The organism is Nocardioides islandensis (assembly GCF_015352455.1).
GTDB lineage: Bacteria > Actinomycetota > Actinomycetes > Propionibacteriales > Nocardioidaceae > Nocardioides > Nocardioides islandensis.
The window spans coordinates 309,395-328,546 of record NZ_JADKPN010000002.1; the positions used below are offsets into that span (position 1 = coordinate 309,395).

Sequence of the window (19,152 nt, forward strand, 5' to 3'; positions counted from 1 at the left end):
GCAAGCTCGGGGCCTCGTCTCGCTCCTTCATCGCGGCCTTCGCAAGCTCAGTCCGCGCGGAGCTCGGGCCGGAAGAACGCCGCCTTGATGTCGACGTTCCCCGAGGCCCGGACCGGCGTGCCCTCCTCGAGGTAGCGCAGCCGCGCCTCGCCCTGGTGGCTGGACGGCAGCGAGCCGTCGGCCCGGACCACCCGCCACCAGGGCACCGGTCCGCCGTACGCCGCCATCACCGAGCCGACCAGCCGCGGGCCGCCCCCGCCCAGCCTCTCGCCGACGACCTCGGCGATCGCGCCGTACGTCGTCGCCCGGCCACGCGGCACCTGCTCCACGCACTGGAGCACGCGCTCGGCGTACTCGTCCCAGTCGATCCCGCTCCCGCTCACCGGTCCTCCTGGGGGGAGGCCACCTGGATCGCGCCGGCGGCCACCACCACGACCGACAGCGCGACCACCAGGCCGAGGATCCAGATGGTCGGTGAGTCCGGCAGGTCGGCCACGGCGCGGGCCACCAGCCAGACGGCCGCGGCAGTCCCGGACAGACCCGCTCCGCGCAGCGCCCAGAGGCGGGTGACACCGGGGTCGACCGGGAGGCGCGGAGGTCCGTACGACGCCACGAGGGCCGCCAGGTGTGCCGCGAGCAGTCCCGACGCCGCGACCAGCACCCAGACCGACACCTCGGTCGTGTCGCTCGAGGCCCACGAGAAGCCGACCGCGAGCAGCGCGACGGCGCCGACCACCGACTCCGGCAGCAGCGTCCAGCCGACGCCGAGCACGAGCACGATGAGCACGCCCCACGCCGGCGGGGCTCCCAGGGACGGGGTGCGGGCGAACAGGGCGACGAGGGGACCGGCCACCATCACCACCCGGAGCACCCACTGCCCCGCGGTCCAGCTCCGCCAGATCGAGATCATCGGACCCGTACCTGCGGCAGCTGGGCGCGCCGGGCCAGCCGGTGCAGCACGTCGTCCAGCGTGCCCGGGCCGCGCCACTGGACGACCGGACAGCCCTGCCGCGCCAGCGCGGTCAGCAGGTGCTCGCGCTCGGTGCGGCGCAGCCGCCAGGCCAGGTCGGCGACCTGTCCGTCCGTGTCTTCCGGCGCCAGCGCCGCGGCCTCGTCCGGGAGGGTGTCCACCGCGATGAGCGGCAGGCCGCGCCGGTGCAGCGAGGCGGCCGCCGTCACCACCGCGTCGGCCAGCAACGGCGACAGCACGATCACGACCGTGCCGGCGGTGGCGCCGAAGCGCAGCCGCTCGGTGGCGTCGTCGCGCAGCCGGGCGGGGCGTACGCCGGCCAGCCGGCCCAGGATCTGCCGCAGGTGGCGCTGACCCGCGCCGTAGCCGACCGTCTCCCACGCGCCGCCGATCACGCGCAGGGCGACCCGGTCGCCGTTGCGCGTGAAGTGCTCGGCGAGCGCACTGGCCGCCCGCATGGTGACGTCGAGGCTGCTGGCTCCAGCGCCGACGCCGCCCGAGCGGCCGAAGTCCGAGAGCGCGTCCACGACCAGCAGCACGCCGCTGTCCTCCTCGCCGCGCGAGGTGACGACGTGCAGGTCGCCGGTCCGCAGCGAGACCCGCCAGTTGATCCGGCGCAGCCGGTCACCGGACTGGAAGGGCCGGATGCCCGCGAACTCGGTGCCGTCGCCGACCCGCCGCGACCGGTTCGAGCCGACCAGCCCCAGGGGCTGCGGCGCCTCCGCGGCACTGTCGAACGGTGCGGACGCCGGCAGCACGGTCATCTCGATGCCGTGCTCGAGGACCGGCCCCCAGCGGTACCCCGCCCACGGGCTGGTCAGCGCCACCTTCTCCTCGCCCAGCGTGCGGCGGCCCCACCGGCGTGGGCTCACCTCCAGCGCGGGGACACCCGCGCTCAGCAGGCCACTGACCCGCCCGGAGGCCGGATGGAGGGCGATGTACGGCGCCTGGGCGCTGATCCGGGTCACGTGCTCGACCCCGTCGGCCTCGGTGACCTGGAGCCGCGAGCGAGTGCCCTGCCCCTCGTAGAGCGACACGTGGTCGAGCACGCCGCGCACGACGGGCGCGCTGGTCGGCCGCGAGATCAGCGCGAACGCCGCCAGCACCACGAACGGCGCGGCCAGCACCACCAGCGCAGGCTGCCCGAGCAGCACGGCGCCGCCGACGAGCAGCCCGCTCACCAGCAGGGCCCGGCTCAGCGCCGGCGTGATCTCCCAGCGGTTCATGAGCCGCCCGAGGCCCGCGAGAAGGACTCCAGCGTCCCGGGCGTGGGGACCGAGCCCAGCACCGCGTCGACGACGCGCCGGCCGCTGGCCTGGGTCATCCAGAGCTCGGGCTTGACCGTGATCCGGTGCGCCATCACGGAGCGGGCCACGGCCTTCACGTCCTCGGGGATGACGTAGTCGCGACCCCGGATCACCGCCCAGGCGCGGGCGGCGAGCACCAGGCCGAGCGAGCCGCGCGGCGAGGAACCGGTCAGCACGTCCGGGTGGTCGCGGGTCGCGATCGCCAGGTCCACGCAGTAGCGGCCGACGCTCTCGTCGACGTTCACCGTCTCGGTCGCGGCCTGCATCTCCAGCACGCCGGCCGCGTTGGTGACCTGCTCGAGGTCGACCTCCTCCTGACGCCGGTCCAGCCGCCGCACGAGGACGTCGTACTCCTCGTCACGCTTCGGGTACCCGAAGCTCACCCGCAGCAGGAACCGGTCGAGCTGCGCCTCCGGCAGCGGGTAGGTGCCTTCGTACTCGATCGGGTTCGCGGTGGCGAGCACGTGGAACGGCGCCTCGAGCGGGAAGGTCTCGCCCTCGACCGTCACCTGGCGCTCCTGCATCGCCTCCAGCAGCGCCGACTGCGTCTTCGGCGGCGTGCGGTTGATCTCGTCGGCCAGCAGCAGGCCGGTGAACAGCGGACCCCGGCGGAACTCGAACGTGCGCTCGCGCTGGTCGTAGAGGAAGGAGCCGGTGAGGTCCGCGGGCAGCAGGTCGGGGGTGAACTGCGCGCGGGCGAAGTCCAGGCCGAGCGCCGTCGCCATCGACCGCGCCGCGAGCGTCTTGCCCAGGCCCGGGAAGTCCTCCAGCAGGACGTGCCCCTTGGCGAGCACGGCAGCGAGCACCAGCGTCAGCGCGTCACGCTTGCCGACGACGGCCTTCTCGACCTCGTCGAGCACCTGGCCCGCCAGCCGCGACGCTTCGGACACACGGGGGTCAGTGGGCATCTACAGCTCCTCGATCGTGGTGACACATCGGTCGATCTCGGCCCGGGACAGTCGACGCGGCGGTCCCGTGAGGATCGCGGCCACCTCCTCGCCGAGCAGGTGGGTCGCACCCGGGTCGTGCAGCCCGATGCCGTGCCGCTGGTGCAGCAGCCGGTCGGCCAGGTCGGCGAACCGGTCGCGCAGCGCGGGGTCGAGCTGCCGGGCGTCCAGGTGGCCCGAGATGACGCGCGTGTACATGCCCAGCCGGGTGTCCTGGCCCGGCGGTGTCACCGACTGGATGGAGTCGACGCTCCAGTCCGGGCCGTCACCGATCACCGAGATGTTGGCCAGTGCGAGCACGGCCATCACCACCGCGATGAGCAGCAGCAGGCGGCCGGGCCGCACGCCCACGTCGAAGGCCGCCATCAGGACCCAGGTGCCGCCGAAGGCCAGGCCGGTCACCGTCAGCCAGCGCCACCAGTAGCCGCTGATGCTCCTCATGGGGCGCTCACCCGGCCCACGGACAGGTGGACGGCGTCCAGGGCCTCCACGGCACGCGCGCGGTTGTCCTCGGTGACGTCGTGGGCGGAGTACCGCGCGTCGCGGTAGAGCTCGGCCAGCACGGCCACCGCCGCGCTGTCGGCGCAGACCCGGTCGAGGAGGCGGAGCGTGAACTCCGAGGAGGTCTCCCAAGGGTGGCGGCGTACGCCGGCCCGCTCGGCCACCCGCTCGAAGCGGTGCCAGCACTCGACGATGGCGTTGCGGGGCTCACCTTCCTCCAGCGCGGCGCGCTGGGCGCGCGCCCCGGCTGCGAGTGCCTCGGCCAGCAGGGCGGGCGAGTCCAGCGGGTCGAACTCCACCTCGTCCGGCTCGGGCTCGCGGCGCCGTCGCCAGTCACGGGTGAGCAGCCACCGCACCACCGTCAGCAGCACCGCCAGCATGACGATGGTCGCGAGGAGGGTGGCGACGATCGTGACGACCGTGAACAGCACGTCGCGGTCACCCTTGCCCTCCGGGAGGGCCGTGCCGCCCTGGTCGGGCGTCGAGGTCGCGGTCGTGGGCGGGATCGAGACGTTGGTCGGCGGGTTGCCCGGGTCGGTGACGACCTCCTGGGGCCCGATCGACGCGGCCCAGGTGACGAGCAGCAGCAGCAGCGCCACGGCCCCGAGCACGCCGACGACCGCCGTCACCGACGCACGAGCGGCGCTCGTGCCGGTGCCGGGGATGTCGTCCGCGTCGGGCATGCGCCTGAACCTACCGAGCGCCGCCCCCGGCGTCGCCCGGAGAGCAAGATCACAAGTGCGTCACGATCGAGATTTCCCTTGTGGAGAAGGGCTTTCGAGGCAGGGGCATTGTCGGTGGTCGGTGCTTGGGTTGGTACATGAGCACAACGGTGGTGGAGTCGTTCGAGGTCGACGACCTCGGCGGTCTCGACGCCGCTGGTGTGCTCGACGCGCTCTCCGAGACCGAGCACCAGGAGCGTCGCGCGTCTGCACGGAAGCTGGCGCTGGCCTACCAGTGGGCCGTGCTGCACCCCGCGATCGACCGCTCGAACTTCCTGGAGTCCCCCGAGGTGCTGGGCGGGGACGGCACCCCGATGGTGGCGGCGTTCACCGCCGAACCCCTCGCCGTGCGGCTGCGGATCACCCCCGGCGCGGCCGCCGCCCTGATCGGCGACGCCCTCGACCTGGTCCACCGCCACCCGCGGCTGTGGGACAAGGTCCAGACCCTGCGGGTGCCGGCCTGGCAGGCCCGCCGCGTCGCCCAACAGACCCGCCGCCTCCCGCTGCCCAGCGCCCGCTGGGTCGACCAGCAGCTCGCCGCCCGGTCCGATGACGCCTGCGGGCCGGTGATCGTGGACCGGCTCGTCGCCCACATCACCGCGACCGCCGAACCCGAGACCCACCAGCAACGCGAACAGGCCGCCCAGGCGTCGTGGGACGTGACCCTCACCCACCCCGACCCCACCCTGTTCGCCGGCACCAGCCACCTCGACATCACCGGCGACACCCTGGTCCTGCACGAGCTGAGCGACCTGGTCGACCAGGTCGCCCACCAGCTCCTCCTCGACGGCGACCACAAGCTCCGCCAATGGGTCGGCCACCACCAGGTCACCTTCGTCCCCGTCCTCAACACCGCCCGCGGCGACGCCGTCGACGTCCACGACCCCCCACCGTGGATGCGGGAGCAGGTCATCCTCCGCGACCAGCACTGCGTCTTCCCCGGCTGCACCCGCGACGCCCGCACCTGCGACCTCGACCACACCACCCCCTACCAGCCCGACGACCCACCCCATTCATTGGCCGGCCAAACCCACCCCGACAACCTCGCCTGCCTGTGCAGGAGACACCACCGCGCCAAGACCCACGGACCCTGGCGCTACACCCGCACGCCCGACGGCAGGTACGTCTGGACCGGGCCCCAGGCGTTCTCGAAGTCGTAGTAGGCCTGCCGGTGCTCGCTGGCGTTCCAGTCACGCTGGGTGAACCACAGCGTCCAGTACACGAGGTCGAGGACGATCGCGACGACGCGCATGACCTCGATGGTGCGGCGCATGCCCGCAGTATCGCGGGACCGGAGCAGCCATGGCGCCCACTCACATCGGCTTGCGAGGCACCTTCAGGCGGTTGCTGACCAGGCCGGCGTAGCGACTGCCGCCGCCGGTCTCGAAGGCAGGTACTTTCACCCGCACCTTGCGGAACCGGTACGGCACGCGGAACCGCAGGACGACCGGCTTGCGGTACGTCGATCGGGCGATCGTCCGCCAGGAGCCGTCGGCCAGGCGGCCTTGGAGCTTGACCGGCCGCCGCGGGCTGGCGCACGACGAGCAGACGTAGTGGAGCACGAGCCTGGCCTCGAGTCGCGCCGCGCCGGATCCCCGGGTCCAGGTGGCGGACTTCAGCCTCGCGGAACCGTGGTAGGCGCCGGGCTGCGGTGTGGGGCCAGGTGTGATCGGTGTGTCGGCTCCGAGCACGAGGTACCAGTTCCCGTCGCCGTGGGAGTTCGGGCCCGGGGTCGAGTACGACACCCCCGACCCCGTCGCCGCAACGACGGCTCCGGAGTACGGGTCGACCCAGTTCGCCCGGAAGCCGGCTGCCAGCTTCGTGGTGTCCACGCTGATGGTGCGGGCGACCGGCGTGTACAGCACGGCGAGGGTGCCGTCCGGAGCCACCGCACCGGTGAGGTAGTCGTTCTGCGGGTCGGTGGCGTCGTACCCGCCACCATTGCCGCCCGAGGGGATCGCCGCGAGCTTGGTGCCTCGCGCTGAGGTGATGAACGACGAGCCGAAGTCGGGCACGAGCTTCCACCAGCCGTCGAGCGAGGTGAACCAACGGATCGTCGCCGGCCATGGACCATTCGGGAACGTGAGCTGGGACAGGGCGGCGTGCGCGCCCGACCCCCATTCCCAGGTGGCCTCGGAGCCGTAGTAGGAGCCCTGGGAGCCCGAGGTCAGGGCCCATCCGAGGTTGTCGGCCAGCACGTGCCAGTCGTAGTCGTCGTTCGTGGCCGACTGGTCGTAGTGCCCGTTCGCGAAGAGCGTCGGCCGCGTCGGGCCGCTCAACTGGTAGTCGCGCTGGGTCTCGAGGTACGACGCGTTGTAGGAGTAGACCTCGTCGTGGTCGACGTCCGCGTCGGCGCCGAACGTCCCGATGGGGCTCGAGGCGGAGTCGGTGCGGCTGTTGGACTCCGCCATGTGCTGCACCGTGATCAGGTGGGTGTCCCCGGTCGCGCGGATCGCGTCGGCGATGGCTTGGTAGCTGGCGTCGGCGTAGCCGAAGTCGTCCACCCCGAACTCGTAGACAATGTTGGGACGGCCCTGGTAGCGCGCGCCGATCGCGGTCCCGTAGGCCGCGCCGTTGGTCGGGTTCAGCCCGCTCAGCGCGCCACCGCTGGCCTCGGCGTACGACGACGCCAGGTTGAGGATCACGGTGATGCCCTGGGCCGCCATCGCGTCGATGAACTGGTCGACCCGCGTCCAGTAGGCGTTGTTGAGGTTGCCGATCGCGCCGGAGACGAACGGTGCGATGCCGTCCCAGGTGGTGCCGTTCTGGTGCGAGCCGGCGGCGCCGCTGACGGCCAGGGTCAGCACCCCGTTGAAGCCGTTCGCCGCCTGCTCGGCGGCGTACGACGCGAACACCGCCCGGGGAGTGGTGCCCGCCCCGAGCTCCTTCCACTCTCCGGCGTTGGCGATGAGGTTCCACTGGTGGTCCCAGAAGAGGGCGACCGGAGCGCCGTTCTGGTCCAGGAAGTAGCGGCCAGTGGCGCTCACGGCACGGATCCAGTGGGCCGTGGTGGCGCCGCCCGCAGCCCGGCTCGAGCCGGCCCCGGTCTCGACGACCGGCGCGGCGACGGCGGCCACCGCCACGGCCAGGGCGGCGACGGCCACCGAGATCGAGCGCTTCACACTCCCAGTGTCATCTCTCGCACCCGGCCGTTCAGCCCACCCCGGTCGTATACCCAAATGCCGCTACCCCGTCCGGGGGGTGTGGACGGGGCAGCGGAAGGGTGGTGGTCCGTGTTGCCTAGAGCACCGGGTCGAAGGGCTCCGTGCCGTTGACGAGCGTCAGGCCCGAGATACCGGAGTGTGCCTGGGCGAACGCCAGCTCCTTGGCGATGTCGCCGATGTTGTTCGACGCCGGCAGCGGGGCCAGGCCGAGGGTCGACAGCACGCCGATGGCCTTGCCGTCGGTGCTCAGGAACGCCGAGCCCGAGTCGCCCGGGATGCCCGGGGACACGGTGTACAGCGGGTGCGACCAGCCGCCGTCGGCGGCGTCGTCACCGAGGCTGATGCCCGTGTGCGGCGAGAGCTGGGAGATGCCGAAGCGCAGGCTGGAGTTGCCGTAGGTCCACACCCGGTCGCCGGCGGCCGTGCCGTCGGTGTCGATGCCGGTCGGGCCGCCCCAGAACGGGACGCTGGGGTTGACCTTCGAGACGTCGGCCGCGTCGACCTTGACCAGGGCCAGGTCGTTGTAGGCGCAGGTGTTCGCGTCGGTCGTGCCGAGCCGGTGCATGGTCACCCAGGAGCTGTAGACCAGCGTGCCGCTGCCGACCACGGTGCCCTCGTCGATGAGCGAGCCGCCCTCGTTGAACGTCACGCGGGTGCCGAGCGGCAGGGAGCCCGCCTGGCAGCCGTCGGTGTCCGTCGCGGTGCCCGTGCCCGCGCAGTGCGCGGCGTACCCGACGTAGGCGTTGCCCGAGCCGTCGGTGTAGACGAAGTTCGCGGTGCACTGGGCACCCTCGGTGTACATCATCGTGCCCGGGTGGATCTTGGCCGTGGCCGCCGGTGCCCAGGTGTTGGCGGCCGTGGCCTGCGGTGCGGCCAGGAACGCCGTCGCCAGCAGGGCCGCTCCGGCCAGAGCGGTCAGGAGTCGATTCGTGCGCATGAAGGGGTGCCTTCCGTCCAGCGCGGCCGACGGGGGTGCGGCCACGTCGTTACGGAAGGGCTCAACTACGACGTCGCGCTGAGGTTACGGACGGGTAACCGCCGCCCATGGTGGTCGAGCCGGGCGAGCCCCTGGGCGAGCCCGTGTCGAGACCGCATGCGTGGGTCTCGACACGCCTCGGCCGTGGCCGGCCTCACGGCTCGACTAGCATGGACGTCAGTAAGAAGGCTGCGACGGGTCGATCTGGTTGACCCAGGCGACGACCCCGCCGCCGACGTGGACGGCGTCGGAGTACCCCGCGCCCTTCACGACCGCGAGGGCCTCGGCGCTGCGGATGCCGGTCTTGCAGTAGATGACGAGCTGCTTGCCGGAGTCGACGCCGGGCAGCTCGCCGAGGGCGTGGCCGTTGAGGAACTCGCCCTTCGGGATCAGCACCGAGCCGGGGATCTTGTTGATCTCGTACTCGTTCGGCTCGCGCACGTCGACCAGCACCAGGTCGCGGCTGCCCTCGGCCTGCTCCTTGAGCATGTGCTCGAGCGTGGTGACCGAGATGGTCGAGCCCGAGGCGGCGTCCAGGGCCTCCTCGGAGACCGCGCCGCAGAAGTTGTCGTAGTCGATCAGCCCGGTGACCGTCGGGTTCTCCCCGCAGAGCGCGCAGTTGGGGTCCTTGCGCACCCGCAGCTTGCGCCACTCCAGCTCGAGGGCGTCGTAGATGACCAGCTTGCCGACGGCCGGGTCGCCGATGCCGGTGATCAGCTTGATCGCCTCGTTGACCTGGATCGAGCCGATGCTCGCGCAGAGCACGCCCAGCACGCCGCCCTCGGCGCAGCTCGGCACCATGCCCGGCGGGGGCGGCTCGGGGTAGAGGCAGCGGTAGCACGGCGCGTCCTCGGCGAGAGTCGGCGCGAACACCGAGGCCTGGCCGTCGAACCGGTAGATCGAGCCCCAGACGTAGGGGATCCCCAGGAAGTACGCCGCGTCGTTGACCATGTAGCGGGTCGCGAAGTTGTCGGTGCCGTCGACGATCAGGTCGTAGCCCTCGAACACCTGCATGACGTTGTCGTTGTCGAGGCGCTCCTCGTGGAGCACGACGTCCACGTAGGGGTTGGTCTCGAGGACCGACTCCTTGGCCGACTGGGCCTTCGACCTGCCAACGTCGGACTGACCGTGGATGATCTGGCGCTGCAGGTTGGACTCGTCGACCTCGTCGAACTCGGCGATGCCGAGCGTGCCGACGCCGGCCGCGGCCAGGTACAGCAGGGCCGGGCTGCCCAGGCCGCCGGCGCCGATGACGAGCACCTTGGCGTTCTTCAGCCGCTTCTGCCCGGTCATGCCGACGTCGGGGATGATCAGGTGCCGGCTGTAGCGGCGTACCTCGTCGATCGTCAGCTCGGGGGCGGGCTCCACCAGGGGTGGGAAGGACACGGTTGCTCCTGGACCTGAGAAATGGGATCTGTGGGGACGTCCCGGGGAGAACGCCTCGGCGGGTGTCCATGTTCCCCGGCCCCGTCGCGCCCACCGGACCGCGTCCCGTCATCCGGACCCGACGTACTCCCGAGTAGGGTCCCCCACGTGAACGACGTGGCCGGCTCGGGCGCGACCGCCCGCCCTCGCGGGGGCCGCCTGCCGCGCCAGGAACGACGGGCCCAGCTGCTGGACTCCGCGCTCGAGGTGTTCGTCGCCCAGGGCTACCACGCCGCCGCGATGGACGACATCGCCGAGCGGGCCGGGGTGTCCAAGCCGGTGCTGTACCAGCACTTCCCGGGCAAGCTCGAGCTGTACCTCGCCCTCCTCGACGCCTCCTGCGACGCCGTGGTCGACAACTGCCGGGTCGCGCTCGAGTCCACGCACGACAACAAGCAGCGCGTCGCGGCGACGATGGACGTGTTCTTCGAGTACGTCGCGGGCGACACCGGCGCGTTCCGGCTGGTGTTCGAGAGCGACCTGACCAACGAGCCGGCGGTCCGCGAGCGGGTGGACAAGGTGACCACCGACTGCGCCGAGATGATCGCGTCCGTCATCCACGAGGACACCGGGCTGCCGGACATCGAGGCCAAGCTGCTGGCCGTCTCGCTGGTGGGAATGGCCCAGGTCAGCGCGAGGTTCTGGCTGTCCGAGACGTCCGGGATCAAGCAGTCCGCCGCCGCGGCCCTGGTGGCCGGCCTGGCGTGGCGTGGGATCCGCGGCTACCCCCTGACCGATGACCCCGTCACCGGCCACCACTGAACGAGCCACGAGAAGGAGCAACACCCATGGAGGTCAAGATCGGCGTGCAGCACGCGCCGCGCGAGGTCGTGCTGGAGACGCACGAGACGCTGGACGACGTGCAGAAGCGCGTCACCGAAGCGGTGAAGAGCAACGGCACGTTGGCCATCGACGACGTCAAGGGCCGCCGGATCCTGGTGCCCGGCGACAAGATCGCGTACGTCGAGATCGGTGGCGGCGTGGCGGGGCAGGTCGGCTTCCGCTCCTGACCCGCGGCGGGCCGACCCTGAATCAACCCTGGTTCGGGGCTCCGGCCCGTGATTTCGGCGGTTCTGCCGGGCACGATCGAGAGAGCAACACCCCTCTCGCGAAAGGACTGAGGTCATGATCGACCTCCTGCTGATGATCATCGGCGGCGCCATCATCGGCTGGGTCGGCAAGAAGCTGGCCCGCGGCGACGTGCGCATCCCGACCTGGCTGACGGTCGCCTGCGGCATCGGCGGCGTGCTGATCGGCAACTTCCTCTACACGCTGTTCTTCAAGGACAACACGCCCGGCTTCGACTGGTGGCGGCACACCTGGCAGGTCGTGGTCGCCGCGGTGCTGGTGACCTTCGCCGCCGGCTACCGCACCAAGCCGCGCGTCCGGGTCTGACGCATTCGCTCAGGAGGCGAGGCCGAGCTCGGCCATCCGTTCCTCGTGGCGCTCGGTGATCCGGGTGAACATCCGCCCGATCGCCGCGAGGTCCAGGCCGGGCCGGTCGACGCCTCCGGCGAGCAGCGCCGACAGCGCGTCCCGCTCGGCCGCGACGCGTTGGGCCTGGGTCAGCGCCTCGCCCATCAGCCGGCGACCCCACAACGCGAGCCGGCCGCCGAGCGCGGGCTGCGCGGCGATGGCGTTCCGGATCCGCTCGACCACGAACTCCGACTGGCCCGAGTCGTCGAGCGACGCGATCACCAGGTCGCGAGTGGCCGCATCCAGGTACGCCGCGATCTCGCGGTAGAAGTCGGCGGCCATCCCGTCGCCGACGTAGGCCTTCACCAGCCCCTCGTACCAGTCCGACGGCGCGGTGTGACGGTGGAACTTCTCGATCGGCTCGATGAACCCGGCCATCGCCTCGAACGGGTCGGCCCCGAGCTCGGTGAGCCGGTCGTGCAGCCGGCCGACGTGCCCGAGCTCGGCGGCCGCCATGCTCGCCAGGGCGACCTTGTCGCGGATGGTCGGCGCCATCTTGGCGTCCTCCGCGAGCCGCTCGAAGGCGGAGATCTCGCCGTAGGAGATCGCGCCCAGCAGGTCGACGACGGCCTCGCGGTACGCCGGGTCCTGGAAGTCCGCCGGGTCACCCGACACGTGACCCGCCACGTCGTCGGACTCCTGAGATGCGGGCATGCTGCCAACCTACCGATAGGATGTGGGGGAACACCCCGCCTGACCTGCGCCCCGATCCGGGTGCGCGGACGTGTGACAGAGGCGGATGCATGTGCGCGGCAGACCGCGTGAGCTCTCTTCGGCTCGAATCCTGGTCCGCCGTACGGACCCCATCGAGGAAGAGAACTCCACATCGTGACCACGTTCCGTGAGCTCGGGGTCGACCCCGAGATCTGCGACGCGCTCGAGCGCGCCGGCATCACCACCCCGTTCGCCATCCAGGAGATGACCCTGTCGGTCGCCCTCATGGGCACCGACCTGATCGGCCAGGCCCGCACGGGCACCGGCAAGACGCTGGCCTTCGGCATCCCGGTGCTCCAGCGCAGCGTGTCCCCCAAGGACCCCGACTACGCCGAGATGCCCCAGGGCAAGCCGCAGGCGCTGATCGTCGCCCCGACCCGCGAGCTCGCGCTCCAGGTCTCCGGCGACCTCCACCTCGCCAGCAAGGACCGCGGCCTGCGGGTCCTGACCGTGTACGGCGGCGTCCCCTACGAGGGCCAGCTCGACGCGCTGACCGCCGGCGTGGACATCGTGGTCGGCACGCCCGGCCGGCTCATCGACCTGGCCAACCGGCGTGCCCTCGACCTCTCCCACGTGCACGCGCTCGTGCTCGACGAGGCCGACGAGATGCTCGACCTCGGCTTCCTGCCCGACGTCGAGCGCATCCTCAAGCTGACGCCCGAGACCCGGCAGACCATGCTCTTCTCGGCCACCATGCCGGCGGCCATCGTCTCCCTGGCGCGCACCCACATGCGGCACCCGATGAACATCCGCGCCGAGTCGTCCTACGACACCCAGCTGGTGCCGGCGACCGCCCAGTTCATCTTCCAGGCCCACGACCTCGACAAGCCGGAGATCATCGGCCGGATCCTGCAGGCCGAGGACTCCGACAAGATCATCGTCTTCACCCGCACCAAGCGGCAGTCCCAGCGCATCGCCGACGACCTGGCCGAGCGCGGGTTCAAGGCCTCGCCGCTGCACGGCGACATGGCCCAGGTCGCGCGCGAGAAGGCCCTGACCAAGTTCCGCGAGGACAAGATCCGCGTGCTGGTCGCGACCGACGTGGCTGCCCGCGGCATCGACGTGCAGGGCGTCTCCCACGTCATCAACTACACCTGCCCCGAGGACGAGAAGACCTACATCCACCGGATCGGGCGCACCGGCCGCGCCGGCGCCTCCGGCATCGCGGTGACCTTCGTCGACTGGGCGGACCTGCACCGCTGGAAGATGATCAACAAGGCCCTCGACCTGCCGTTCGACGAGCCGCAGGAGACCTACTCGACCTCCGAGCACCTCTACCACGACCTCGGCATCGCGCCGGGCACCAAGGGGCGCATCGTGGACCCGGCTCCCGTCGAGCGGACCGAGCGCCCTGGGCGCACGGAGCGTCCGGCCCGCGAGCGGTCCGAGCGGCCGGCTCGCGACCGCAACCGCCGGCGTACACGTGGCGGCCAGACCGACGCGACCGCGACCGCGACGGGGGGCGACGGTGCCCCGTCGACGCCCGCCGCCGACGGCGAGCGCCCCGCGGGCGGCCGCAACCGCCGACGTCGGCGTCGTCCCTCCGCGGGCGGCGCGAAGGCGGCGACCGAGTCCGCCTGAGGGCTTCTTGTCACCCGCGAGGCTGCGGGGTGCGTCAGTCTCTGCATGAGCCTGTCGAAGGTGGTCGCGGCGACCTTGCTGGTCGCCGCGCTCACCGCCTGTGAGGACGCTTCCCCGCTCGTGGAGCAGCCGGCCACCGTGCCGGTCGTGCTCGACTACAGCACGACCCCGTCCGACATCGGGGCGCTGCTGTACCTCGCCTCCGACCCCGGCGTGGACCTGCTCGCCGTCACGCTGCCGGGCACCGGCGAGGCGGACTGCGCCCCGGGCACCCGGAACACCCGCCAGCTGCTGGCCATCGCGGGCCGGCCCGACGTGCCCGTCGGCTGCGGGCGGGACCGGCCGCTGAGCGGTCACCGGGACTGGCCCGACGAGTGGCGGAGGGCGGCCAACGCGCTGCCGCGGATCCCCGTGCAGCGCCTCGGGCAGGGTCCGGTCGTCGACGCCGAGGCGATGCTCCCGGACGTGCTCGAGCGAGCCGGTCGCCCGGTGACCGTGGTGGCCGTCGGACCCCTGACGAACATCGCCGTGACCCTGGCGGCCCACCCCGAGCTGGCCTCGACGATCGAGCGCATCGTGGTCATGGGCGGCGCGGTCGACGTCGCGGGGAACGTGCCGGACGCCCCGAGCGCCGAGTGGAACCTGTACATCGACCCGGAGGCGGCCCGGATCGTCCTGGGATCCGGCGTGCCGGTCCTGCTCGTGCCCCTCGACGCCACCAACGACGTCCCGTTCGGTCGCACCGAGCTGCTGCGCCTCGGCCTGCTCGAGACGCCCGCCGGTGTGGCCGAGTACCAGCGGATGTCGGCGCAGACCTTCTTCGACGGGGCCTTCATGTGGGACGAGCTCGCCGCGGTCGCCACGATGAGACCGGAGACGGTCACGGTCGAGAGGCGGCGCCTCGTCGTCGACGCCGACGGCGCGACCCTGGCCCGCGACGACGGGTCGCCCGTCGACGTCGCGGTGGCCGCTGACCCGGCGGCGTTCGACCACGAGTTCCGCCGGGTGCTGAACGGCGGCAGCCTGCCGCCGATCCCACCGCTGACGTCGGAGGAGCTCGGCTACCTGACGGCGCTGTCCGCCGGCCTACGGCGTGCCGAGGCCCAGGCACAGGCGTCGTTCGAGGCGCTCGCCGACGCCGACGTGCACGCCCAGGCCGCGGCGTTCATCTCCGGCACCGTCGACGCCGTCGCCGGCCTGGAGGCCGACCTCCGCCACCGGGAGACGCCCCCGGGGCTCACCGACGCCATGACGCGGCTCTGGGCGACGACGGATGCGATCCGGGCCGCCGAGGGAGACCTGCTGGCGGCGGTACCAGGGGTCGACGGAGCCGACGTCTGGGCGGTGATCGAGACCGTCTTCGAGCAGGTGCGGCCCGACGCGACGATCGAGGACCTGTTCGCGGTCACCGAGGAGCTCGAGGACTACTCGTTGCTGCGGGGTGGTCCCGACCTCGGCCTCACGCAGTGACGACGACGGGCGTACCGAGCGGCGCGAAGTTCCACAACGCGATCGCGTCGGCCCGGCGCTGACGGATGCAGCCGTGGCTCATCGGCGTGCCCAGCTGGGCCTCGGTCTGGATGAGCCGACCGTCCTTGACCGGGATGTCGTGGAAGCCGATGGCGGCCCCGGAGTCGCCCTGGGTGAACCGCACGAAGTACTTCATGCTGCCCGAGTCGTCGACGCCCCAGGCGTCCTCGGACTTCGAGTACACGTTGAACGTGCCGGGGTGCAGGTTGTCGTAGGTGCTGCCCGAGACCTGGTAGGTGCGCACGACCGTGTCGTGGTCGGCGGACACCAGCCACACGCGCTGGCGGCTCTGGCTGAAGACGATGCGCTTGCCGGTGCCGGAGTCGGCCGGCAGCGCGGTCTCGAGCTTGGGGTCGATTCGGCTCTCGGAGGAGTCCGCCGACGCGCCGACGCCGGTGCCCTTGGTCTTCGGCGTCTGGCCCGGCGTGCCGCCCTGGGGCTGCTGTGCCGTGTCGGTCGTCCGGGCCTGTGCGGACAAGTCGTTCGAGGCCTGGGCAGGGGCCCCGCCGGAGCTGATGGGGAGCACACCGGTGCCACCGAGGAGCGCGATCGCGGTCACGGCCACCGACGCGCCCGCGCTGGCCAGCCGGCCGTACCGCGGCCGGACCGTGGTCTGCCGGTGCTTGCTCATCGCCGCTTGCCCGAGGCCCGCCGGCTCCGCTCCACCAGGTTGGCCGCGGCCTCCCGATAGGCGCGTGCGCCCTTGCTGGTGCGCGACGTCGCCAGGATGGACCGGCCCGCGGCCGGCGCCTCGGCGAACTTGATGGTCTTCGGGATCGGCGGCTCGATGACGTCGAGCTCGTAGGTGTCCGAGATGGTCTCCAGCACGGTGCGCGCGTGGTTGGTGCGGCCGTCGTACAGCGTCGGCAGCACGCCCCAGACCTCGAGGTCGCGGTTGGTGAAGCGGCGTACGTCGTGCACGGTGTCCAGCAGCTGCCCGACGCCACGGTGCGAGAGCGTCTCGCACTGCAGCGGGATCAGCACGCCGTCGGCCGCGGTGAGGGCGGCGACCGTGAGCACGCCGAGCGAGGGCGGGCAGTCCAGGAGCACCCAGTCGTACTCGACCTGCTCGGCGAGGTCGGCCAGCGCGGCCTTGAGGACGTGCTCGCGGCCGGTTCGGGTGAGCAGGTCGGCCTCGGCACGGGCCAGCTCGATGGTCGCCGGCAGCAGGTCCACGCCGTCGTCGGTCTCGATGATGACCTCGGAGGCGTGCGTGCCCTTGGTGAGGACGTGGTGGATCGAGATCTCGATGTCCTCGGGGTCGATGCCGAGCGAGAACGTGAGGCACGCCTGGGGGTCCAGGTCGACGAGGAGCACCGAGTGACCGAGCTCGGCGAGGGCCGCGCCGAGGGAGGCGACACTGGTCGTCTTGGCGACGCCACCCTTCTGGTTGGCGACGGCCAACGTGGTGGGCCTCGAAGCGGTCTGCGGGGTCGGGGAAGTCATCGCCGACCATCATGCCGGACCCGGGAGGCGAAACGCGGCAGCAACCTGCTTCGATCGATGCATGCCTACCGCTCTCGTGACCGGCGCCACGGCCGGCATCGGCCTGGAGTTCGCCCGCCAGCTCGCCGCCCGGGGCGACGACCTGGTGCTCGTCGCCCGCGACACCGAGCGCCTGGAGGCCCTCGCGGCCGACCTGCGCACCGTGCACGGGGTCGACGTGGAAGTGCTGTCGGCCGACCTCGTCGACCGCGCGCAGCTGGCGACGGTCGAGCAACGGCTCGCCTCCGCCGAGCGCCCGGTCGACCTGCTCGTCAACAACGCCGGCTTCGGCCTGAAGCGCCGCTTCGGCGACAACGACGTCGAAGAGGAGCAGGCGATGCTCGACGTGCTCGTCGTCGCGGTGATGCGCCTGTCGCACGCGGCCCTCCGCGCGATGTCGGCCCGCGGCCGCGGCGGCATCATCAACGTGTCGAGCGTGGCGGCGTTCCTCCCCCGAGGCTCCTACTCGGCCGCCAAGGCCTACGTGAACAGCTTCGGCGCCTGGGCCGCCAACGAGTACCGCTCGAAGGGCGTCACCGTCACCACCCTGTGCCCCGGGTTCACCAAGACCGAGTTCCACGAGCGGATGGACGTACGCCGCGGCTCCGGCTTCCTCTGGCTCGACGCCGACTTCCTCGTCTCCGAGGCCCTCAAGGACTTCGACAAGGGCAAGTCCCTGTCAGTCCCCGGCGCCCAGTACAAGGTCATCACCACCGCCACCCGGCTGGTACCGACCCGCATCAGCCAGCGGTTCCAGAGCCTGGGGAGGAAGTAGGTCTGGGGTCGCGGTAATCGCGCGATCGCAGCCGAACTGCAGACTTTGGCCACGAAAAGCTGTCATACGGCTGCGATCGCGCGGTTATCGGCACCCCAGACACCGCCGGACCAGCTCACCCCTTGCCGGCGATGAAGGCGCGCACGGCGTCGGCGACCAGCTGGACCGCGATGGCAGACAGCAGCAGGCCCGCGATGCGGGTGACGAGCAGGACGCCGGACTCGCGGATCAGCCGCAGGATGGGCAGGGAGTAGCGCATCGCCACCCAGATGCAGATGTGGACCAGCACCACGGCGAGCGCGACGGCCGTGAAGTCGGCGAAGTCGTGGACCCGGCGCGAGTAGAGCATCGTCGCGACGATCGCGCCGGGGCCGGCCAGCAGCGGCGTACCGAGCGGGACCATCGCGATGTTCGTGCCGACCTGGGCCGTGGGCTCCTTCTCGTTGCCGGTCAGCAGCTCGAGCGCGACCAGCAGGAGCAGCAGGCCGCCGGCGGCCTGGAGGGCGGGCAGGGAGATGTGGAGGTAGTCGAGGATCCGCTGCCCGAAGAACGCGAACGCCGAGATCACCACGAACGACACCGCCACGGCCTGCCACGCGGCCCGGCGGGCCGTCGCCTTGGACCGCCCGCTGGTCAGCGACAGGAAGATCGGCACCGTACCGACGGGGTCCATGATCACGAACAGCGTCACGAAGGCGCTCGTCAGCAGCGTGGTGTCCAGCAGGTCGCTCATCGACCGGCCCGTGCCTTCGCCGCCAGCTCGACGATCCGGCCGTACTCGGCCGGGTCGGTCGTGTTGCACCCCAGGTCGTGGTCGACCTTGCCCGTGCCGTGGTAGTCGCTGGACCCGGTGACGATGAGCCCCAGGTTGCCCGCGATCGCCCGCAGCCGGGCTCTCCGTGAGGCGTCGTGCCCCTGGTGGTCGACCTCGATCCCGGCCAGCCCCAGCTCCTGCAGCGAGGCGAACGCTCCTTCGGTCAGCACGGTCCCGGCCGTCCGCGCCCACGGGTGTGCGATGACGGGCACACCGCCCGCGGCGACGACCAGCGGGACCATGTCCTCGAGGTTCGCGGCGTACCGCGTCGCGTAGCCGGGCCGGCCCGGGCTCAGGTACCGCTCGAACGCCTCGGCCCGGTCGGCCACGACACCGGCGGCCACGAGTGCGTCGGCGACGTGCGGGCGGCCGGTCGCGGGCGTGCCCGCGGCCACCCGGCGTACGTCGTCCTCGCTCAGGTCGACGCCCACCTCACGCAGCTTGTCCAGGATGGCCGGCACCCGTGAGTTGCGGCCGTCGAGCACCCGGTCCAGCGCATGGAGCAGCGAGGGGTCCTCGCCGTCCGGCAGGTAGGCGAGCAGGTGCACACCTGCGTGCTGGAACCGCGTGCTGATCTCGATCCCGGTGACCAGCTCGATGCCGCACTCGGCGGCCGCGGCTGCGGCCTCGGACCAGCCCTGCGCGGTGTCGTGGTCGGTCAGCGCCACCACGTCCAGGCCCGCGTCGGCCGCCGCGCGCACCATCTCGGCCGGGCTCTGCGTGCCGTCGCTGGCGCGCGAGTGGGTGTGGAGGTCGATGCGCACC

22 protein-coding genes are annotated in these 19,152 nt (G+C 71.9%); 7 read left to right on the forward strand and 15 right to left on the reverse strand.

Features of this window, described 5'->3' with window-relative positions; all coding sequences use genetic code 11:
• Positions 1-47: 47 nt before the first annotated feature.
• From ISU07_RS06975 to ISU07_RS07000, 6 genes are read right to left on the reverse strand one after another with little or no spacing between them, the layout of a single operon-like run.
• Positions 48-383, reverse strand: coding sequence for an MGMT family protein (locus tag ISU07_RS06975; RefSeq protein WP_323742473.1), 336 nt, complete (start codon positions 381-383; stop codon positions 48-50).
• Positions 380-910, reverse strand: coding sequence for a hypothetical protein (locus ISU07_RS06980; protein WP_194706031.1), 531 nt, complete (start codon positions 908-910; stop codon positions 380-382). The genes ISU07_RS06975 and ISU07_RS06980 overlap by 4 nt, the downstream gene beginning before the upstream one ends.
• Positions 907-2,196 carry a DUF58 domain-containing protein gene (locus tag ISU07_RS06985; RefSeq protein ID WP_194706032.1) on the reverse strand — a complete coding sequence of 430 codons (1,290 nt, stop codon included), beginning with the start codon at positions 2,194-2,196 and terminating at the stop codon, positions 907-909. The genes ISU07_RS06980 and ISU07_RS06985 overlap by 4 nt, the downstream gene beginning before the upstream one ends.
• Positions 2,193-3,185, reverse strand: coding sequence for an AAA family ATPase (locus tag ISU07_RS06990; protein ID WP_194706033.1), 993 nt, complete (start codon positions 3,183-3,185; stop codon positions 2,193-2,195). The genes ISU07_RS06985 and ISU07_RS06990 overlap by 4 nt, the downstream gene beginning before the upstream one ends.
• Positions 3,186-3,665: a hypothetical protein gene (locus tag ISU07_RS06995; RefSeq protein ID WP_194706034.1), complete on the reverse strand. Its 480-nt coding sequence runs from the start codon at positions 3,663-3,665 to the stop codon at positions 3,186-3,188.
• Positions 3,662-4,408 (reverse strand): DUF4129 domain-containing protein, encoded by a 747-nt coding sequence (locus ISU07_RS07000; protein ID WP_194706035.1) that lies wholly within the window; start codon positions 4,406-4,408, stop codon positions 3,662-3,664. The genes ISU07_RS06995 and ISU07_RS07000 overlap by 4 nt, the downstream gene beginning before the upstream one ends.
• 137 nt (positions 4,409-4,545) lie before the next feature.
• On the opposite strand from ISU07_RS07000, the gene ISU07_RS07005 reads away from it, so the two are divergent.
• Complete coding sequence (locus ISU07_RS07005) at positions 4,546-5,607, forward strand: HNH endonuclease signature motif containing protein (protein WP_194706036.1); 1,062 nt, start codon at positions 4,546-4,548, stop codon at positions 5,605-5,607.
• On the opposite strand, the gene ISU07_RS07010 is transcribed toward ISU07_RS07005, so the two are convergent.
• From ISU07_RS07010 to moeZ, 4 genes are all read right to left on the reverse strand, one after another.
• Positions 5,544-5,720: a hypothetical protein gene (locus ISU07_RS07010; RefSeq protein WP_194706037.1), complete on the reverse strand. Its 177-nt coding sequence runs from the start codon at positions 5,718-5,720 to the stop codon at positions 5,544-5,546. The two genes, ISU07_RS07005 and ISU07_RS07010, sit on opposite strands and share 64 nt — an antisense overlap.
• A 40-nt stretch (positions 5,721-5,760) precedes the next feature.
• On the reverse strand, positions 5,761-7,569 hold the full coding sequence (locus ISU07_RS07015) for an apiosidase-like domain-containing protein (protein ID WP_194706038.1): 1,809 nt from the start codon (positions 7,567-7,569) through the stop codon (positions 5,761-5,763).
• A gap of 118 nt (positions 7,570-7,687) precedes the next feature.
• Positions 7,688-8,593: a hypothetical protein gene (locus ISU07_RS07020; RefSeq protein ID WP_323742474.1), complete on the reverse strand. Its 906-nt coding sequence runs from the start codon at positions 8,591-8,593 to the stop codon at positions 7,688-7,690.
• 171 nt (positions 8,594-8,764) lie between these two features.
• Positions 8,765-9,973: an adenylyltransferase/sulfurtransferase MoeZ gene (gene moeZ, locus ISU07_RS07025; protein ID WP_194706039.1), complete on the reverse strand. Its 1,209-nt coding sequence runs from the start codon at positions 9,971-9,973 to the stop codon at positions 8,765-8,767.
• A 147-nt stretch (positions 9,974-10,120) separates the two neighbouring features.
• On the opposite strand from moeZ, the gene ISU07_RS07030 reads away from it, so the two are divergent.
• The 3 genes from ISU07_RS07030 to ISU07_RS07040 all read left to right on the forward strand — a co-directional run bounded on the left by ISU07_RS07030 (position 10,121) and on the right by ISU07_RS07040 (position 11,407).
• Entirely contained in the window at positions 10,121-10,774 is a 654-nt protein-coding gene (locus tag ISU07_RS07030; protein ID WP_407671377.1) for a TetR/AcrR family transcriptional regulator, read from the forward strand.
• Positions 10,775-10,800: 26 nt separating this feature from the next.
• Positions 10,801-11,022: a DUF3107 domain-containing protein gene (locus ISU07_RS07035; protein WP_194706041.1), complete on the forward strand. Its 222-nt coding sequence runs from the start codon at positions 10,801-10,803 to the stop codon at positions 11,020-11,022.
• A 115-nt stretch (positions 11,023-11,137) separates the two neighbouring features.
• Positions 11,138-11,407, forward strand: a complete 270-nt coding sequence (locus tag ISU07_RS07040) for a GlsB/YeaQ/YmgE family stress response membrane protein (RefSeq protein ID WP_194706042.1) — start codon at positions 11,138-11,140, stop codon at positions 11,405-11,407.
• A 9-nt stretch (positions 11,408-11,416) separates the two neighbouring features.
• Here ISU07_RS07040 and ISU07_RS07045 read toward each other — a convergent pair whose 3' ends face one another.
• Positions 11,417-12,142 carry a ferritin-like fold-containing protein gene (locus tag ISU07_RS07045; protein ID WP_194706043.1) on the reverse strand — a complete coding sequence of 242 codons (726 nt, stop codon included), beginning with the start codon at positions 12,140-12,142 and terminating at the stop codon, positions 11,417-11,419.
• A gap of 174 nt (positions 12,143-12,316) precedes the next feature.
• Between ISU07_RS07045 and ISU07_RS07050 the strand changes: the two genes are divergently transcribed.
• Together ISU07_RS07050 and ISU07_RS07055 are read left to right on the forward strand one after the other, a co-directional pair.
• A complete protein-coding gene (locus ISU07_RS07050) occupies positions 12,317-13,783 on the forward strand; it encodes a DEAD/DEAH box helicase (RefSeq protein WP_194706044.1) in 1,467 nt (488 codons plus the stop codon).
• Between the two features lie 45 nt (positions 13,784-13,828).
• On the forward strand, positions 13,829-15,253 hold the full coding sequence (locus tag ISU07_RS07055; RefSeq protein WP_194706045.1) for a nucleoside hydrolase: 1,425 nt from the start codon (positions 13,829-13,831) through the stop codon (positions 15,251-15,253).
• On the opposite strand, the gene ISU07_RS07060 is transcribed toward ISU07_RS07055, so the two are convergent.
• Entirely contained in the window at positions 15,243-15,944 is a 702-nt protein-coding gene (locus tag ISU07_RS07060) for a L,D-transpeptidase (protein WP_194706046.1), read from the reverse strand. The genes ISU07_RS07055 and ISU07_RS07060 overlap by 11 nt on opposite strands.
• On the reverse strand, positions 15,941-16,759 hold the full coding sequence (locus ISU07_RS07065) for a ParA family protein (protein ID WP_194706047.1): 819 nt from the start codon (positions 16,757-16,759) through the stop codon (positions 15,941-15,943). Before ISU07_RS07065 ends, ISU07_RS07060 begins: the two co-directional genes overlap by 4 nt.
• Positions 16,760-16,820: 61 nt before the next feature.
• Between ISU07_RS07065 and ISU07_RS07070 the strand changes: the two genes are divergently transcribed.
• Positions 16,821-17,573: an SDR family NAD(P)-dependent oxidoreductase gene (locus ISU07_RS07070; RefSeq protein ID WP_194706048.1), complete on the forward strand. Its 753-nt coding sequence runs from the start codon at positions 16,821-16,823 to the stop codon at positions 17,571-17,573.
• Between the two features lie 115 nt (positions 17,574-17,688).
• Here ISU07_RS07070 and ISU07_RS07075 read toward each other — a convergent pair whose 3' ends face one another.
• Positions 17,689-18,306, reverse strand: a complete 618-nt coding sequence (locus ISU07_RS07075) for a MarC family protein (RefSeq protein WP_194706049.1) — start codon at positions 18,304-18,306, stop codon at positions 17,689-17,691.
• The gene (locus tag ISU07_RS07080) at positions 18,303-19,151 is read right to left on the reverse strand and encodes a PHP domain-containing protein (RefSeq protein ID WP_194706050.1); all 849 of its coding nucleotides are present in this window, start codon (positions 19,149-19,151) and stop codon (positions 18,303-18,305) included. Before ISU07_RS07080 ends, ISU07_RS07075 begins: the two co-directional genes overlap by 4 nt.
• Position 19,152: the final 1 nt, after the last annotated feature.

What these genes read in the sequence shown, in the direction of transcription:
- ISU07_RS07040 (WP_194706042.1), top strand. Translation starts at nt 11,138, where the DNA reads ATGATCGACCTCCTGCTGATGATCATCGGCGGCGCCATCATCGGCTGG.
- ISU07_RS07075 (WP_194706049.1), bottom strand. Translation starts at nt 18,306, where the DNA reads ATGAGCGACCTGCTGGACACCACGCTGCTGACGAGCGCCTTCGTGACG.
- ISU07_RS07065 (WP_194706047.1), bottom strand. Translation starts at nt 16,759, where the DNA reads ATGACTTCCCCGACCCCGCAGACCGCTTCGAGGCCCACCACGTTGGCC.
- ISU07_RS07010 (WP_194706037.1), bottom strand. Translation starts at nt 5,720, where the DNA reads ATGCGCCGCACCATCGAGGTCATGCGCGTCGTCGCGATCGTCCTCGAC.
- ISU07_RS06985 (WP_194706032.1), bottom strand. Translation starts at nt 2,196, where the DNA reads ATGAACCGCTGGGAGATCACGCCGGCGCTGAGCCGGGCCCTGCTGGTG.
- ISU07_RS06990 (WP_194706033.1), bottom strand. Translation starts at nt 3,185, where the DNA reads ATGCCCACTGACCCCCGTGTGTCCGAAGCGTCGCGGCTGGCGGGCCAG.
- ISU07_RS06980 (WP_194706031.1), bottom strand. Translation starts at nt 910, where the DNA reads ATGATCTCGATCTGGCGGAGCTGGACCGCGGGGCAGTGGGTGCTCCGG.
- ISU07_RS07055 (WP_194706045.1), top strand. Translation starts at nt 13,829, where the DNA reads ATGAGCCTGTCGAAGGTGGTCGCGGCGACCTTGCTGGTCGCCGCGCTC.
- ISU07_RS07060 (WP_194706046.1), bottom strand. Translation starts at nt 15,944, where the DNA reads ATGAGCAAGCACCGGCAGACCACGGTCCGGCCGCGGTACGGCCGGCTG.
- ISU07_RS07045 (WP_194706043.1), bottom strand. Translation starts at nt 12,142, where the DNA reads ATGCCCGCATCTCAGGAGTCCGACGACGTGGCGGGTCACGTGTCGGGT.
- ISU07_RS07035 (WP_194706041.1), top strand. Translation starts at nt 10,801, where the DNA reads ATGGAGGTCAAGATCGGCGTGCAGCACGCGCCGCGCGAGGTCGTGCTG.
- ISU07_RS07005 (WP_194706036.1), top strand. Translation starts at nt 4,546, where the DNA reads ATGAGCACAACGGTGGTGGAGTCGTTCGAGGTCGACGACCTCGGCGGT.
- ISU07_RS07070 (WP_194706048.1), top strand. Translation starts at nt 16,821, where the DNA reads ATGCCTACCGCTCTCGTGACCGGCGCCACGGCCGGCATCGGCCTGGAG.
- ISU07_RS07000 (WP_194706035.1), bottom strand. Translation starts at nt 4,408, where the DNA reads ATGCCCGACGCGGACGACATCCCCGGCACCGGCACGAGCGCCGCTCGT.
- ISU07_RS06995 (WP_194706034.1), bottom strand. Translation starts at nt 3,665, where the DNA reads ATGAGGAGCATCAGCGGCTACTGGTGGCGCTGGCTGACGGTGACCGGC.